The 17,179-nt window shown below is 35.7% G+C and carries 14 protein-coding genes; 9 read left to right on the top strand and 5 right to left on the bottom strand.

Annotated elements, in window-relative coordinates:
• Positions 1-637 precede the first annotated feature (637 nt).
• The 3 genes from B5D82_RS06070 (at position 638) to B5D82_RS06060 (ending at position 4,296) form a co-directional block, all read left to right on the top strand.
• Positions 638-886: a DUF3297 family protein gene (locus B5D82_RS06070; protein ID WP_081149981.1), complete on the top strand. Its 249-nt coding sequence runs from the start codon at positions 638-640 to the stop codon at positions 884-886.
• A gap of 532 nt (positions 887-1,418) precedes the next feature.
• Positions 1,419-3,533 carry a methyl-accepting chemotaxis protein gene (locus B5D82_RS06065; RefSeq protein ID WP_081149980.1) on the top strand — a complete coding sequence of 705 codons (2,115 nt, stop codon included), beginning with the start codon at positions 1,419-1,421 and terminating at the stop codon, positions 3,531-3,533.
• Positions 3,534-3,564: 31 nt separating this feature from the next.
• Positions 3,565-4,296: an NAD-dependent epimerase/dehydratase family protein gene (locus tag B5D82_RS06060; protein ID WP_081149978.1), complete on the top strand. Its 732-nt coding sequence runs from the start codon at positions 3,565-3,567 to the stop codon at positions 4,294-4,296.
• Here B5D82_RS06060 and B5D82_RS06055 read toward each other — a convergent pair.
• Entirely contained in the window at positions 4,265-4,756 is a 492-nt protein-coding gene (locus tag B5D82_RS06055) for a GNAT family N-acetyltransferase (RefSeq protein ID WP_081149976.1), read from the bottom strand. The genes B5D82_RS06060 and B5D82_RS06055 overlap by 32 nt on opposite strands.
• Positions 4,757-4,830: 74 nt before the next feature.
• Entirely contained in the window at positions 4,831-5,724 is an 894-nt protein-coding gene (locus B5D82_RS06050) for a LysR family transcriptional regulator ArgP (protein ID WP_245807567.1), read from the bottom strand.
• A 150-nt stretch (positions 5,725-5,874) separates the two neighbouring features.
• On the opposite strand from B5D82_RS06050, the gene B5D82_RS06045 reads away from it, so the two are divergent.
• The gene (locus B5D82_RS06045) at positions 5,875-6,489 is read left to right on the top strand and encodes a LysE/ArgO family amino acid transporter (RefSeq protein WP_081149973.1); all 615 of its coding nucleotides are present in this window, start codon (positions 5,875-5,877) and stop codon (positions 6,487-6,489) included.
• Between the two features lie 3 nt (positions 6,490-6,492).
• Here B5D82_RS06045 and B5D82_RS06040 read toward each other — a convergent pair whose 3' ends face one another.
• A complete protein-coding gene (locus tag B5D82_RS06040; RefSeq protein ID WP_081149972.1) occupies positions 6,493-6,834 on the bottom strand; it encodes a Fis family transcriptional regulator in 342 nt (113 codons plus the stop codon).
• A gap of 64 nt (positions 6,835-6,898) precedes the next feature.
• Positions 6,899-8,560: a tetratricopeptide repeat-containing diguanylate cyclase gene (locus tag B5D82_RS06035; protein ID WP_157673849.1), complete on the bottom strand. Its 1,662-nt coding sequence runs from the start codon at positions 8,558-8,560 to the stop codon at positions 6,899-6,901.
• 635 nt (positions 8,561-9,195) lie between these two features.
• On the opposite strand from B5D82_RS06035, the gene B5D82_RS06030 reads away from it, so the two are divergent.
• Positions 9,196-10,569: a hypothetical protein gene (locus tag B5D82_RS06030; protein ID WP_081149968.1), complete on the top strand. Its 1,374-nt coding sequence runs from the start codon at positions 9,196-9,198 to the stop codon at positions 10,567-10,569.
• Between the two features lie 90 nt (positions 10,570-10,659).
• Here B5D82_RS06030 and B5D82_RS06025 read toward each other — a convergent pair whose 3' ends face one another.
• Positions 10,660-11,547, bottom strand: coding sequence for an alpha/beta fold hydrolase (locus tag B5D82_RS06025; RefSeq protein ID WP_081149966.1), 888 nt, complete (start codon positions 11,545-11,547; stop codon positions 10,660-10,662).
• A gap of 375 nt (positions 11,548-11,922) precedes the next feature.
• Here B5D82_RS06025 and B5D82_RS06020 point away from each other — a divergent pair, with 375 nt between their 5' ends.
• The 4 genes from B5D82_RS06020 (at position 11,923) to B5D82_RS06005 (ending at position 17,090) form a co-directional block, all read left to right on the top strand.
• A complete protein-coding gene (locus tag B5D82_RS06020) occupies positions 11,923-12,189 on the top strand; it encodes a CBU_0592 family membrane protein (RefSeq protein ID WP_081149965.1) in 267 nt (88 codons plus the stop codon).
• 296 nt (positions 12,190-12,485) lie between these two features.
• Entirely contained in the window at positions 12,486-13,655 is a 1,170-nt protein-coding gene (locus B5D82_RS06015; RefSeq protein WP_245807566.1) for a hypothetical protein, read from the top strand.
• Between the two features lie 593 nt (positions 13,656-14,248).
• Positions 14,249-16,084 (top strand): GNAT family N-acetyltransferase, encoded by a 1,836-nt coding sequence (locus tag B5D82_RS06010; protein ID WP_081149963.1) that lies wholly within the window; start codon positions 14,249-14,251, stop codon positions 16,082-16,084.
• Positions 16,085-16,166: 82 nt separating this feature from the next.
• Entirely contained in the window at positions 16,167-17,090 is a 924-nt protein-coding gene (locus tag B5D82_RS06005) for a histone deacetylase family protein (RefSeq protein WP_081149961.1), read from the top strand.
• The last annotated feature ends 89 nt before the right edge of the window (positions 17,091-17,179 follow it).

Raw genomic sequence — 17,179 nt, 5'->3', positions numbered from 1 at the left:
ACTGTTTAACCGTGATTGTGAATAATGTTGGCCTGAATATTTAAATTGTTTGAATCAATAAAAAGTGAATAGTGTAAAAACTTGAGAGAATCGATAAAAAGTATTTAATTAGCAACAACCTAATTTATTTTTTAATTTATTTTTTAATTTTTAATTTAATTTTTAATTTAATTTAATTATAAAAATATAAAACTAACGGAATAAGGGGCATCCATGAGTCCCAATTTTTTAACCATAAACTATAAGCTGGAAATTTTTCGCAGCATAGGGTTTTATCCATAAATACCATCTAAAAAACCACTAAAATATATGCCTAAATGATTTATAAACTACAATGTAATTTATTGCAATAGAGCACATTAACAAAAGCTTAACACAGAGCAAGTCGTAAATTAACGTAAAAGTGTTTACCATTTGCGAATTAAGCAACCAGCAGTAATGAAAGTTTATCGCCCCCCCCCCTTTATTGTGCTAAAAATTGTGCTAAAAATGTACATGCTAACCACAAAAGCCCATGTCTGCGATTAACCGAGTAGAACAATAGAGTAAAAAGAGATTTAATTACGCTAACAGTACTTGAGCGGTATACTTATATTGCCTACAATAGCGCACTTTTCACTTATTACAGACCACTCATATGAACGATACAAGTTCGCAACCAGCTTTACCCGATCGCCTTTCAATTAACCCTCGCAGCCCACATCATGTTGCAGCAGTTTTCGAACATGAAATTGGTATTCGAATCAATGGCAAAGAGCGCTTCGATGTTGAAGAATATTGCATCAGTGAAGGCTGGGTAAAAGTCGCTTCGGCTAAAGCATTAGATCGTCGTGGACAACCGCTTTTAGTCACAGTAAAAGGGACTGTTGAATCATTTTATCGCTAAATTGGTCAGCAAAAAACTGATAATTTAGTTAATCTCCTTTCAAATATAGATAAAATAGGGGCAAATTGGCGTGATGTAAATCTGCCCCTATCAATACACCTAATACAATTCTAAGTATAACTGGTGCCACATATACATAGTAAAATTAAGTACCTATAACCATCTCAAAAAGTAACCACTAACATTACGTATACATTAACGTAGTCTGGGTTTGTGCTCTGCATGACCAACATCAAGATCAATAGATAACTTTAATAATTTATCGATTATCACGGTATCATCGACTTTCTTAGCTATACCCAATCCAAGAGAATAAGTTTAGTCATATTCGCAAAAGTGCATTCTCGGATATTAGTTTCAATTTCAATAATGATATTGTTTGTAAATTTATCACTTCACGATATTTATTGTTATTTAAAGTTTATCTGATAAGTTAGTTATTAATAATAATCCTGCACTTATGCTTATTCAGCCTTGCAGTTTGTTATTTTAACTACATATTTTTTCAATTGATACAAAAGGTCTACTACTAATGCTGTTAAGTAAACGACATTCAATTCAACAAAAAGTCACGGTATTATTTATTAGTATTGTTTTGCTCTGTGCTATTGCTTTTGGGGTTATAACCTCTAGTACATTATCATCTTTGTCCTCTGAACAAATATCGTCAACTCAAAGCCTGCTACAAAGTTCTGTGCTTAACTCGATGGAAGACGCCGGAAAATTGTCGAGTGAACGTATCAGTAATTTACTTAAGCAAAGCTTCGCACCAGCACTAATTTTGGCTGAAACTTTAGCTAAAACAGCTTACCCTAATACGCCTTTTGATCGAGATGTTGTAAATGATTTAAGCCATTACGCTTTAGATGCCACGCCAACAATTAGCTCAATTTATGCCCAATTTGAAGTGAATGGTTATGACAGACTCGATAGTAAGTTTTTAGCATTCGGTCAACACTCAACACCAACAGGAACTCTAGAAGTTTATTGGATAAAAGAGAATGGAAAAGCCATTTTTTACCCTACTGAAAATGCACAAGATAAATACATTACTGATAAAGACGATAATGGCATTCGTACCGCAGAGTTTTATTTATGCAGTAAAGACTCACTAAAGCCTTGTGCGTTAGATCCTTATTTGTATGAAATAGAGTCCGGTCGTCATGAATTAATGACAACGCTATCTGCCCCTATTATTGTATCTAAAGAGTTTAGAGGAATAGTTGGCGTTGATATAAATTTACCTGTCATACAAAAATGGATAACAGAACAGTCAAAATCATTATTTCAGGGTAATGCATCTATAAGTTTATTCAGTCAGCGAAATATCCTAATAGCATCAAGCCTTTACCCTGATAAATTATCTAATAAAGCCAGTGCAGTTAATGCAGAACTTTCTACGATATTGAATGAATCTAAAAGCTCAGTTAACTCAGGTACTGACTGGTATGTTAAAGTTCCAGTGTTTATCAGTGAAGCCGATGTGACTTGGACATTACTTATTTCACTGCCTGAAAAGGTTGCTTTAGCCTCAATATTACAAATGACCGAGCAAGCGAATGAGCACTACAATATAGCGTTAGTAGAACTTTTGCTCTTTTCGTTGCTGTTTGTAATAGTCGCTTTATTATTTGCAATTTGGCTCGCAAGGTCGATAACGACCCCCATAAAGTTACTGTCTTCTTCAATTCAAGAATTGGCAGAAAATGAAGGGGATCTAACTCAAAAAGTAAATGTTAATAGTCATGCAGAATTAATTCTCTTGGCAGAAGGGTTTAATAAGTTCATTAATAAATTGGCAGAAATGATTAGTGCATCTAAAACTTTTTCTCATGAGCTATATGGAAAATTCAGCGAATTAGAAAATATTGCAAATGACGTTGAAACTGGCACTCAAGCACAACAAATAGATTTAGACAGTATTGCTACAGCAATGACTGAAATGGCAGCTTCTTCGGGTGATGTAGCAAAGCTAGCAGTAGAAACGGCTAATGGTGGCAAGCATGCTAACGCACTTCTCCAAGAAACACAGGACATATTAGAAAGTAGTGTGAAAAACGTGCAATTACTTCAGGGCAATATATCCTTGACGAGCGAACAAATATCACAAGTTGCTGCTCGCAGTGATGATATAACGAGTATTGTTGAAACTATTCGATCTATTGCCGATCAAACTAACCTACTAGCACTAAACGCGGCAATAGAAGCAGCAAGAGCAGGAGAACAAGGAAGAGGTTTTGCCGTTGTTGCCGATGAGGTTAGAAGCTTAGCAGCACGTACTCAAACCTCTACTCAAGATATCAGTAACTTAATTAGCAATTTACAAATAGATGTCAATAAAGCCGTTCAAACATTAGACGAGAACAAAGATTCAATTACCCGTACGGTTGATAATACAAATATTAGCTTTGAACGACTTTCTCAAACAAAAACAAGCATTGAGATAATGAGCGAAAGTATTGAGCAGGTAGCAACAGCGGCCGAGCAACAAAGCCATGTTGCAGAGGATATAAACATTCGATTAGTATCCGTTTCTGATAGTAGTAATGGCCTAGCTGAATTAGGGCATAAATTACAAAAAAATAGTATTCACTCGAAAGGCATAGCCGAACAGATTAAAGCCGAGTTAAATAGGCTAAAATGTTAGTGAACATTAGTTTATTCAATTCAGAGGAAAAATGACAATACATAGCGTTGCACAACCTCAAGATAAGAATAAAGTTGCCTTAATTGTTGGTGCCAGTGGTTTAGTTGGACAACATTTGTTGATGCAGCTTTTAGAAAGTAGCAATTACAGTAAAGTTATCGCCTTAGTGCGAAACCCTCTTACTATAGAACACAACAAACTTGAACAAAGAATAGTAGATTTTGAGCATTTAACCGCAGAATTCACTCGCTTAGAACTCGCTAATGAAGAAAAGCAAAATACAACAACTAACAACGACGGCTTAGCCAAAATTGATCATATATTTTGCACACTTGGCAGTACTATAAATAAAGCAGGCTCTAAATCAGCTTTTTGTAAAATTGATTACCTGTACCCACTGATCATAGCCAAACATTTTTATCGTCAAAATACGGCACTTTTTGCCATAGTGACCGCAATGGCAGCAAATGAGTCTTCGTCCATATTTTATAACCAAGTTAAGGGGAAAGTGGAGACAGGGTTAAGTGACATTGGCTTTGAGCACCTTGGCCTATTTCGTCCGTCAATGTTATCAGGTCAACGTGATGAGTTCCGACTCGGCGAGCAACTGGGTAGCGTATTGATGAACGCACTTGCATTTATGATCCCAAAAAAGTATCACGTAATTCAAGCCAAAAAGGTGGCGAATGCTATGCTCGCTTACGCAGAACATCCTCCATCAGGAATTACGATTATACCGTCAGATCAGCTGCAAAATTACTAAGTGTTTTACCGGTCATACGATAGCCAACCCACTCTTCTTGTGCGACTGCACCTAGCGAATGATAAAATTCTCTTGAAGGCGTATTCCAATCTAAGCAGCTCCATTCAAATCGCGCACAGTCTTTTTCTATGGCGATTTTTGCCATAGCTTTTAGTAATTTAACGCCTGCACCTTTGCCACGGTATTCAGGCATAACGTATAAGTCTTCTAAATACAGGCCTGATTTTGCTAACCAAGTGGAATAATTAAAGAAATAAATGGCTGAGCCAATCGCGACACCGTCAAGCTCACAAATTAAGGCGAAAACATGACTGTTTTCTGCAAAAATACTATCTTTTATGCTTTGTTCTGTGGCTAAAACTTCATGTTCAGCTTTCTCATAGATCGCGAGATCTATAATAAATTTAAATAATATACGGGTATCGTCCGCTGTAGCTTTTCTAACGACTAAATTGCTCACATTTAACTCCTAATCAATTGATTTATTGTCTTTTTTATTAATTTAACAATCAATACATATAATTTTTCATACGATTATTGATTCTCTAACGCTTGTTTTGCACGGGTAATTATCGCGGTTGAAAATTCTTTAAAGACTCCTTTCAACAATATCCAATGATGCCAGTATAGTGTTCTTATAATAGGGTGTTCTGGCATCAAGTTTACCAGTACTCCTGAAGTCAATTCAGCTTGTATTTGCAATTTAGGGATTAAGCAATAAGCTAAGCCCTGCTTAGCAAAGTTAACAAAGGCTTCTGACGAGCGCACAGTATGACAAGGGTAAGAGCCACCTTTTAATCCAAAAGTTTGTTCAATATATTTAATGTGCATATCATCTTTTTGATCATAAGCCACAGCGGGTGCTCTGGCCAATGATTGTTCATTAATACCCTTAAAAAAATAACGTTTGATAAAACTTGGCGAAGCGACTAATAAATACTGAATATCGCCTAATTTATCAAGTGTACAACCTGGTAAAGCATGTTCATGTGTACTCAACGCGCCAAACACTTCACCATCTTTTAAGTAATTAAGACTTCTATTTTCATCAACCAATCGAAAGTTTACTGCGACATTATATTCATGACAGACATCACCAATGGCTCCAATTAACCAAGTGGCTAAACTGTCTGCATTACTGGCGATGTTTGCCGTAATTGTTTCGTTTTTTTTATCACCTGAAATTTCAGGGATAATATCTTGCTCAAGTAATTTCACCTGTTGATAATGAGCGAGTAATTTCTTACCGATACTAGTTGCTACTAGAGGTTGTGCACGAATTAATACCGGCTGACCTAGCGTTTGCTCTAAGCTTTTAATCCGCTGTGACACAGCAGATTGTGTAATAGCTAATACCGAAGCGGCTTTATCAAAATTTTGTTCATCCACCACCACGCTCAACGCATGTAATAGCTTATAATCCAACAAAGTAATTCACTCCTACAAGTTGCTCATGTTGATTTAACACAGCGACATTAGCAAAACTAATCAAAGATGAAAATCATTAATTATATTTATTAATACTGATTCGTTATATTAGCCGCAATGACACAACACACTGATATTTTTTGGAGTAAAATGTTTTCACCTCTTCTACAAGGCCTTTTTTTAGGTGGCAGTATGATTATTCCGCTTGGCGCGCAAAATTCTCATGTGCTCAATCATGGCATTAAAAAAAATCATCATTTTTTAGCTGCATCAATTTGCATGCTATGTGATGTGGTACTTATTGCATTAGGTGTGTTTGGCGGTGCAAAACTTATCGCCACATCTCCAACCTTAGTCACCGTTATTTCTTGGGGCGGTATACTATTTTTATGTGGTTATGCAGTTTTGTCATTTCGCCAAGCATGGCTTAATAGTTATAATAGTGCGCATGAAAAAGCGGAAAAAACGAATAAAAGACCTTGGCTAGTTATTGCTTCTACATTAGCAGTAACGTTATTGAATCCACATGTTTATCTTGATACGGTATTGATATTGGGCAGTGTTGGTGGCCAGTTTCAAGGCCATGAAAAAATTGCATTTGCAATCGGTACCATGTTGGCTTCTATGCTATGGTTTTATAGTTTAGCTGGCGCAGCGGCGAAAATGTCACCTTGGCTTAATCAAGCTAAGGTAAAAAGAATCATTGATATACTCGTTGGATTAATTATGTGTGCCATAGCATGGACATTGTTTAATAGTTTATAGCGTCTAAGCAAGTCTTTTACGCCAATTTCCAGCGTGATATAGCGTACAGTTTTCTTCGCTATCTAGCTCAACTTGGTTTTTAGCATTTTTAAGCTCAATGCCAATATCAGCAAGATTACTGGTAATCATCGATGCTAAGCTATTATTATCAGATGACTTCAAATAGCTCGCTAATGTAATGTTACGGTCAAAAACACAAACTATTTTTAAACTTTCGGGGAAGTTATCAAAATTAACGGTATGTGTTAACCACTCAAAGCCTTCGATGCTTTCTAACGCGGAGTGGCAAACCTGAGTTAGCACTTTGACTATTTGATTATCCAATTTTTTATCTGATTTACGCATGACTTATTAACACTACCTTTGACTTTGACTTTGCATGGCCTTTATACATTATCTATAAAAACATTTATACAATACCTTTAGAAAATATTTTTGAAAAATCGGTTGCGCTTAAACCATTATTTTTACTTCCCAGGTAGTTATTTTTTCCTGATCTTTTTGTCGTTAATAAAAAACCGTCTGCTGTTTTTATCAATTCATCAAAATTAAATTTTTCATTTTTATCATGTAGAGCATAACCTGCTGATATGGTGACTGAAAGCGTCGCCTGATCGTATTCTATAAGCAAATCGCTAATACTACGAATGATTCTTTTAGCAAGTTCACGCATTTGACTATGACTAACTGACTCGCAAATCAAAACAAATTCATCGCCTCCCCAACGAATAAGGAGGTCATGTTCCCTAATTTGCGTAGTTATTGTATTTACAATAGCTTTTAATGCTTTATCACCACCCGCATGTCCAAATGTATCATTTATAAATTTAAAGTCATCACAATCAATTATTAACGCCCCTAATGACAACTCAGGATCAGTTTCTCGCTCAAATCGAGACTGAACCGCCGGTAAGTAACTTTTTAAATAACTTCGACAGAATACACCCGTTAGTCCATCCTTCATCGATGTTACAACTTGCGCTTTTAACATCCGATGGTGAACAAAAAACACGATGATAAAAAAGCAAAAAACTAGCCCTAATGCAATGAGAATAAAAATAGACTGCTGTTGTTTATTTTTATTCTCTTCTACCATTACTTTATTAATTAAGAATGAGTTATTAAGCTCAGCATATTCATGCTGACTTTTAATATTCTCAATGCGCTTATCCATAGTGGTAACTAAACTTATTGTGTTGGTTTCATTCGCTAAATGTTGGAAATTAGCGTAGGCACGTAAGTATTTCAATGAATTTTTATCATCTCCCATCAGCTGATAAATATTGCTGAGTAAATACTGAATAGCAGCACTATTATTGCTATGCGGCATTTTATTATTGTAGCGTAAACTCATGATGGCATAATCGAGCGCGAGCAAGGGTTTATTAGTTACTACATATAACTCGGCTAAGTTTTTACTCACGGCTTGTAACAAGCGAATATCATGATCGGACTCAGCTTTATTTAATGCCAATTTCAGCCATTTTTCTGCTGCTGAAAAATTCCCTAATTGTTGTTGTACAATACCTTTAAATCGAGTTAAGTAACCATTGTTATTATTTAATCTCGACGGAATATTTTCAGCAACTATGGTTAATTCGAAGGTTTCTTGTGGGCCAACTTCAGGTAAATTAATGTGTACACAAATTAAATATAATGTAGCTAAAAACTCACCATCATAGTTTTTCGTTTCACGTGCTAACGTTAGTGCCATTTGTAAAGGTTCAACAGCTAATTGAAAAAGATCTAATTGAATATAGATCAAGGCTAAACGATTTAAGGCGACTATCTCACCACGTTTATTTTTCGAATCATGGGCATAATCAGCCATTTTTTGGACATAAACTATTGTTTCAGCGTAATTTCCGCGAACTAGGTATATGCCACTAATACTTTCTAATGAGTCGATATATAATTCGTCACTTTTAACTAAAGAAAGCTTTGAAATCGCTAAATCGAGATAATATTTACCTTCTACCCAATCACCACTCTTAACTTTTAGCTTCGCTATATAAGCATAAATAGGAGCTTGCAATTCAGCATAGGCTGGCAAACTAACTTTAATAAGCAAGTCTTTAACAAATATACGATTTTTATCGGTATTTAAATGCTAAAAGCTTTTTAATTGAGTATAATATTCTCGGGTTTCTTGAGCGTATGCTTTTGTTAGTATCAGCACAGAAAGGAGCAGAAAAATAATAATGATCGAGAGGTTAAGTCGTGGATACCTACTGGTGAAGTTCATTTTATAAATTCCATTTTTGTGTAAACATTCCATTGTTGAGCTACAGCTTACATTATATTACTATAAATGTATTAAATATGAACTAGCTATCAACCCTACTTTGTAGAGAAATAGTTCAACATAATTTTTATTAATCACACTTATTTTGACAACTTATTATAGCAAAATAGATATTTTACCTAGTAGAACTCATCAATTTTGAAAGACAATTATAAAAGAGTAAAACCGCTACGATAGTCATTGAGCAGCGATATTACAAACTTTACTTTATAGTGTTAAATTTTATTTAACTATCCATCAATTTCGTTAGTATATGGTATCTTAATCATTGTTTTCTGATTAAATATAGATAAATTTAACTCATATAAAAGTTAACAGTATTTACATTAAAATAGCCTATAGTAAGGCGTAATCAATCAATTCTGGCTTGGCAATTAAACTGACAGTAGCAGGGAATATAAGTGAACAACACCAAACTTACCCAAGACGAAAACCTTTCCATTAAGGTTAGTTATCAGTTGTTGCCTACTGATCATCAAAGACTGGATTTATATTTTTCATTACCGGTTGAAATGGGTATAGGCCCTAAAACCTTAGCCGAAGAGCATTATTTTCATAGCAGCATTGAAAATCACAGTGCTTATTACTCAGACCAACTACACATACCTTTAGTGCGCAGCCGATTTATAAGCCAAACTAAAGGTGAGCAAAGTGATTATCGGCTTAACCTTAATTTATTTTCTTATCAGATTCGAATTGCCTTAGATACGGATATAAAACAGACTATTAAGCTTAGAGAAAGCGAGAGTTTTTATCCTCAAGCCATTGTGCTAGCAGAGCAAATTTCTGGTTTACTGAAGAAACTTAGGCGATATACCCCGCCAGATAAAAAACTTAGTCCATTTTTTGAAAATGCCGACAATTACCTTAGTTGGCAAGTCGAGCAATCGTTTTTAAAGTTGCTTTCTCGTGGACCAAAAAGTAGTGACTTTACTACCGAAAGAAATTTTTTGTTCGCCTTATGTCGTAGTGAAAGTGAGTACCGCGAAGCCAATCAATATAATTCGCAAATTACTTTAGATGATCCTAATCGTATCACGAACAAAATGCGCTTGCTGCAGCGGTTAATCGAATACGGTGTAGTACTTCAGCAAGAAGTTAAAAGTCTTAACCGCAATTTAAAGCGTATTGTCAGTGGCACAGTTACAGCGGTAATTATGGCTTTTGTGATGATGTTAGTGCTAAATGCTCGAGCTAATTTTACTGAAGTAACCATTGCTTTAGTCGGCATGTTAGGCTTTGTTTATGGCTTAAGGGAAATATTTAAAGACGATATTACTCGTGTTATTTGGCGTTATATTCAAAAAGGTTTGCCTAAATGGAAAAATATTTACACCAATAGTGTAAATAAAAATCGTATTGCAACCCAAACAATTTGGCTTGAATACATTCGCAATAAAGACCTACCCAAAAAAGTTGATAAGTTATTTCAAAACCGTCGTCATCAAAATAAACAGGCCGCACAATTACTGCACTTTCGTAGTGACACGAAAGTAAATGCAAAAAGCTTTATGCCCGGCTATGATGAAATTCAACAGCGTATCTATTTTAATTTAACGCCCTTTATTCGTTTCCTAAAAAAAGGTGAAGGTCGCTTATATTCTCTGGATGGCAGTAAAGTAACAAAGCAAGCGGTTGAACGCCGTTACCAAATAAATGTAGTGTTAATGCAAACGGATAAAAAAGATTTACAACAAACACAACGTTTTAAGATCACTCTAAATCGTTCTACTATTGTGAACATAGAGGCGATGAAAGCAGATGACGATGATTAATAATTAAATAGTTATTACACCATCTTACTCTGTCGTTAAGTTGTACTAAACCAATATAAAATATGGTCATATTTTATCTTACTAGCGGTTTTAATCCTGTGTTTTTAGCCAAGTGACAAGTGTTGGAAAATGATCATGTATCGCCTGCGCATGAGTTAAAATATTAATGTGGTCGTAATCAGCTATGTTACCTGCCTGTTTTGATAATACTGAGAATTTTGCTGCGCTATTGCCACATTCGTCAATAAACAACTTTACATCTTGCTTGTGTCCTAAAGCATGATCATTAATACCAGTGAAATGCCAAGTGGGTGGCCAGGTTACATTTTGTGCTGCATTATAGTAATCAAAACCATCGTATTGATCACGCCATTGTCCTGGGATAACCCATGCTATGCTTTCTTTTAGCGACAAAATTGTTTCACTATCAGAGCCAAATCTAAATTTTTTAGCATCAAAATAGCCCTGATTTTTTGCTACAATTGGCGCGATATACCGCCACATTAAACCTAATTTAAAATAAGCTTCAAAGGTTTTAACCGTTACAACTCGCTTGGTTCCAAAACACGTTTTGCTTTTTACTTTTGCGAGCCATTGCGGATATCGAGCCAAAAAGCTCGTTATTAATACGCCCCCCCATGAATGGGCAATAAGATGAATTTTTTGGCTATTCAAGTGCTGAATTTTTTCGAGAAATAACGGAATGTCTCGTGTGATAGCTTCGTGTTGGCCAAATGTCGATGTCGAATTAATCGCTGGCCGGCTTTTCCCTCGCCCACGTAAGTCAGCAACATAAACATCAAAACCTTGTTCTGCAAGATAACAAGCTAATCCCTTGCCTTTTTCTGTATAGAAGATAAAGCCGTTTTCAATTAAGCCATGCAACATAAAAATTGGCACACCGCCGACATTTTTCCAAATATGGCGTAAGTGAAGCTGATCTTCACCATCGGCTATATAAATTGATTCTTGCTGCATTAACATTTACCTATCATTATTCACTACTTGTTAGAATTTAGCTTTTTATTAATGCTAACCATACTAGAAATAGAAATAATGGTCAGACCAGGTGTTAGGTTACTTTTCTTCAAAAGAAAGAACAAGTAGTAAAAATCAATTTTTTATCAGGCTTTATCGATTTGATGGTCCCTGTTTAAAAATAAATAGGTAACATTTTGTTACTTTACCTTCAGAGATAATCTGCATAAGATAATAAATTACTGTACTGATAGTTTTTGCTTTATAGCTTTGGTTATTTTCAGTAAAACGACAAGCTGTTTCACGGAACGAAAACGATCCAACCCACGGATAGGGCCAGCATTTTGGATCACCCTCTATAGCTTGGAGTTCATTATGATCGATATTTTATTCGATATTATTGGTATGTCTGGAACAATTCTCGTTGTTGGCGCATTTATAATGCTACAACTGGAAAAAATAAATCCAAAGAGTTTAGCGTATAACTTAATCAATCTTTCTGGCGCTATTTTGCTGTTAATCAGTCTTTGCTACAACTTTAATTTAGCAAGTTTTGTCATTGAACTATTCTGGATTGCTGCCTCAGTAATCGGTTTGGTAAAATATTATACAAAATCAAAACAAACAATCTCTGTTGAATAATCTTCCAATGAGACTAATTTAGTCGTCTATTTTTCCTCAAAGAAAGTAGAACACTTAATTAATCAAATTGGCATTAATCAGTTGGTCGCTAATATTTTCAATTCTAAAGTCTATGTCTAGCCAATGATTATAATTGCATGGGCATAGGTTTTAGTTGATTAAGTCCCCAGATGCTGTTGCTTTAAACATCAGTTATTCATTTCTCTATTAAATTATACTTTATCGCTTGCGTTAGCCGATTTTACACGTATCATGCCGCCCTATTTTTATGTTTTTATCGTCGGAAATATTGTCTCATGAGAAAGTTACTTACCTCGCCAAATGCCATGTCACTTAGTGCTACCGAACAATCAATTTACCAAAACGCTTTGTCGTTTGTCGCTGAGATCAGCCTTAATTTAATGGCCGTAAAAGTAGAAAATCATCCTGATAATTTTCTTAACTGGTGCAGAGAGTTATATCGAATTTGCTTACATGACATAAATCATGACTTATTAGAGCCAAGCCAACAAAAGCCTTTAAAGAAATTACAAGAAACACTGTCTAACGGTGTTAGTGCTTGCCAATTAAAAATGGCTCGTATTATCCCATGGCCTATATTTACTGACTTTATAAAAGAACACACTAAGTTACAAGCCTTACCCGAAAGACTAAAACTATTAGATTATATTGCAGCGATACGCAGTAATAAATTGGCTGATATGATTGATGAAGACAGACTAGCGTTTGCTGGAAAACATAGCGCCCAGCATGATATCAGTGTTTATGACTTTGATGTAGAGTGGTTTGCTGGAACCCGTGGTGCCAAAACTTTTCATCAACTATTAAAATCTCATCCACAAGCCTTTGATCAAGCCCTTGCTAACATCCCCTTGGACGGTGATGTTACATTGGCAAACTATGAAAGCTTTGTTAATGCTTATCAAGGCATATTTGCTGATCACACCAATGAAGAAAAAGCACCATTGAGTGCAGCAACACGATTGTTGGCCATGCGCCGACCAGACCAATTTATTGCGTTAACTAGTGGAAAAATAGACACCTTGTCACTAGGCTTAGGCTTGGTAAAACTAAACAACCAAAGTTTTGATGATTATTGGCATGAAATGATTGCAGGTATTAGAAATACACAGTGGTGGCGTAGCGAAGAGCCAAGCGATGAAATTGAACTTCAGCTTTGGAAAAATAGAGCCATATTAATTGATCTATTTTTATTTGCTGATAATTCGTTAGCGGAAAATTCAAACTATATTCGTATGCGTGATAAACCTAAAAAAATTAAAATTGGTGTGGCTAAAGCCGTAAAACGAAGTAAAGCTTCAGCAGAGGCTATTGTTGATAAAGCTTTTGAAGCAGATGATATTCCTGATTTTATACTCAACATGCGTAGTACTATAGTGAATAGTGTTAAAGACGGTAAAACGGTTGACCAAGCTATTACTTTAATGCGTAATATTTTTGGCTAACTATGACTTTTTGCTGGTTAGTAAAGTCGTAATATTCTAAGCCCAATTTAATTGGGCTTTTTTATGTTTGCTAAACAGGCGATTTACTTATTGTATTCGCTTATGCGGGCAAGATGATTGAAAGCACTTCAATTAAGCTAACAATTTTCAGATTAAAATCTATATTCATCTTTTGCATGAATCAATGCTCATAGTTTTAATTTGTGAGGTTAATGTTTTAGCTATTATTTTTAAGTCTCTATCTTAGATAAATATTGGCGACTTAATTGTAAAGTTAACTAATATTCAGCTTACTTTGGCTAATCATTTAGTTTATTAAAGTATTTGATTTGACTAGGATCAAGTAATAAATAAATCACTAAGTCATACTGACTGCAAAGAGATAATATAATTCATCAAACTTAAATAAGGATCAATATTTAAATTCAAGCGTGTAAGTCACTCATAGCTAACTATTGGGATGACAGATAGCAATGAAAGTTACTATATAGACCGCTTTAAGCTGATAAATTAACGAATCAGTAGGTATTTAATCAATATAGATTAAGTTCTGTGATAAATTAAATGCCTCAGTTGCAATAATAGAGAGCAATATGTCATTACGGAAAAAGTCCCCGTCTACTATCGACTGGTCTAAATACCTAAAATCTGGAAATAGGATTTTTATTGGCTCTAACGCTGCAGTACCTAATGCATTAATTGAGGATATTATTGCCAATAGCCAAGGTTTGCATGACATCGAAGTTGTACATATTTTGACACTTTCTGATGATGTTTGGGTAGAACCAAAACACAAAGATTTATTTAAGGTTAACGCTTTTTTTATTGGTGGCGAAAAAATTCGCAAAGCAATTAATGAAGGCCGTGCAGATTACACTCCTTCCTTCTTATCCGAAATTCCAAAGTTATTTAATGAAAACATTTTACCACTAGACGTTGCATTGATTATGGTTAGTCCACCAGACGAATATGGTTATTGCTCATTAGGCGTCAGTGTTGACATTATTCAGGCTGCAATAAATAAAGCAAAATATGTCATTGCACAAATTAATCCTAAAATGCCTCGCACTAATGGTCATAGTTTTGTTCATGTCAATCAAATTCATGCTTCTATGACCGTACAACAATACTTACCAGAAACGCCAATACCGGTAATAGATCGTGTAACCGAACAAGTAGGCCAATATGTGGCCATGTTAGTCGACAACGGCTCTACTATCCAAATTGGCATTGGTAACATTCCTTCGGCAGTATTACGCTATTTAGCTAAACATAAAGACCTAGGCGTGCATAGTGAATTAATTTCCGATGGCATTATCGACTTAATGCTTTCTGGTGTAATTAATAACCGTAAAAAAACCTTCCACAAGGGTAAAACTGTGGTCAGTTTTTGCGTTGGAACGCGTCGCTTATACAAGTTTGTTGATGGTAACCCTCACGTTGAATTTTATCCCAGCGAGCATGTTAATTCACCCGTAAATATCGCACGTAATGACAAGATGGTGTCTATTAATAGCGCTATTGAAGTCGATTTAACCGGTCAAGTAGTATCAGACTCCATTGGTTATCATTTTTATAGTGGGATTGGTGGGCAAGTCGACTTTATTCGCGGCGCCTCTTTAAGTAAGGGGGGTAAGCCAATCATCGCCCTCCCTTCAACAACCAAAGACGGTAAAATATCGCGTATCGTTGCACATATTACTGAAGGTGGTGGCGTAGTTACCTCTCGAGGACATGTTTCATATGTTGTCACCGAATACGGTATTGCTTCGCTGCAAGGAAAAAGCATTCGCGAACGGGCTTTAGAGTTAATCCGAATTGCACATCCTAAATTTCGTGATCAATTACTTAGAGATGTTCGTAAGCACTATTGGGTACCTGAATACCAAGAAAATACCCCGACATCAGTACCTGAACTTGGAGAAGTAGAGATAAAGCGTTTTACATTTGCTGATTCAGAATACTTTCTTCGTGCGTTGTCACCAGCTGACGAACGTAAGCTACAGGAATTTTTTTACTCCCATAATCAAGAAACATTAATGATGCGATACAACCACCATACAACACAAATGACCCGTGAAAAATCGTGTGACTTGGTCAGTGTAAATCAGCATATTGATTTAGCCTTATGTTTAACAGAACGTGATCATCTAGGTGAATCTATTCAAGGTGTTGGCCGTTATTATTATCTTGAAGCGAATAATAGCGCGGAAGTTGCATTCGTTATTAAAGAAAGTAAACGAGGTAAAGGTATGGCTAAAGCACTGCTTACTGAAATAATAACTATTGCTAAAATTCGTGGTGTTGAGCAATTAATAGCAAGTGTCAGACGAGACAATGCGCCTATGTTGAAAGTATTTGAAAAAGCAGGTTTTTTAAGAAAACCATCCGACGGTTATGACGAAGTAAGCTTGGCTTACACCCTATAATTAAATCATACATTAACAACATTGGAATCGCTGAGCTATGAGTAAGTAACGCTTAGCATTGAAGGTATAAAGGAGTGTAAATATGACCGTTGGCGTTATTAGTCATCACCAGTGCTTAACACATGACATGGGAGAACATCACCCTGAAGCGCCAGCACGTATGGCTGCTATTCAGGATCAGCTTATACGTAGCGGTCTCGAGTATGTTATTAAACAATTTGATGCAAAGCCTATTGATAAAGAGCTACTTTATTTAGCACATGACAAAAACTATATAGCATCAATTTTTGCCAATGCACCAAGCGAAGGTACGTATAACGTTGATGACGATACGGTTATGAACCCAAATACGCTTAATGCTGCTCTACTTTCCGCTGGTGCCGCAAAAGTTGCGGTAGACCTAGTGATGTCAAAAGAGATTTCGTCAGCATTCTGCGCTACCAGACCCCCAGGTCATCATGCTGAATACGATAAAGGGATGGGATTTTGTTTTTTTAATAATGTCGCTATTGCTGCCGCCTATGCTAAAGAAAAATATAAATTAAAGCGCGTCGCTATTGTTGATTTTGACGTTCATCACGGCAACGGTACAGAAAATATTATAAAAGGTAAAAAAGGCTATTTATTTTGTTCTACTTATCAATATCCATTTTATCCATTTGAAGTGCAAGAAAGTACTAAACCGCCAATCATTAATACACCATTAGCGGCAACAACAAAAAGTAATGACTTTAGAGAAGCGATTCTCGATCATTGGTTACCCGCATTAAAGAAATTTAAGCCGCAAATAATATTTATTTCAGCAGGCTTCGACGCGCATATAGAAGACGAAATGTCACAAGTGTGTTTAGTAGATGAAGATTATCGTTGGGTAACTGACCAACTTAAAGATATTGCCGATAAATATGCTCATGGTCGGATTGTGTCTGTGCTTGAAGGTGGCTATGCCCTCAACGCTTTAGGAAGAAGTGCTGTAGCGCATATAAATGGATTAATCGGCTATTAACATGTATAAAATACTGGCATCAAATTAATAGATTCACCTGGCTATAAAGTTGAGTTGAGTATAACTATACCTAAAGCATTGGCTTTAGG

This window comes from Cognaticolwellia beringensis, assembly GCF_002076895.1.
Classification (GTDB): Bacteria; Pseudomonadota; Gammaproteobacteria; order Enterobacterales; family Alteromonadaceae; genus Cognaticolwellia; species Cognaticolwellia beringensis.
The sequence above is the reverse complement of the archived record's forward strand: the minus strand, read 5'-3'. Positions and strand labels throughout refer to the sequence as shown.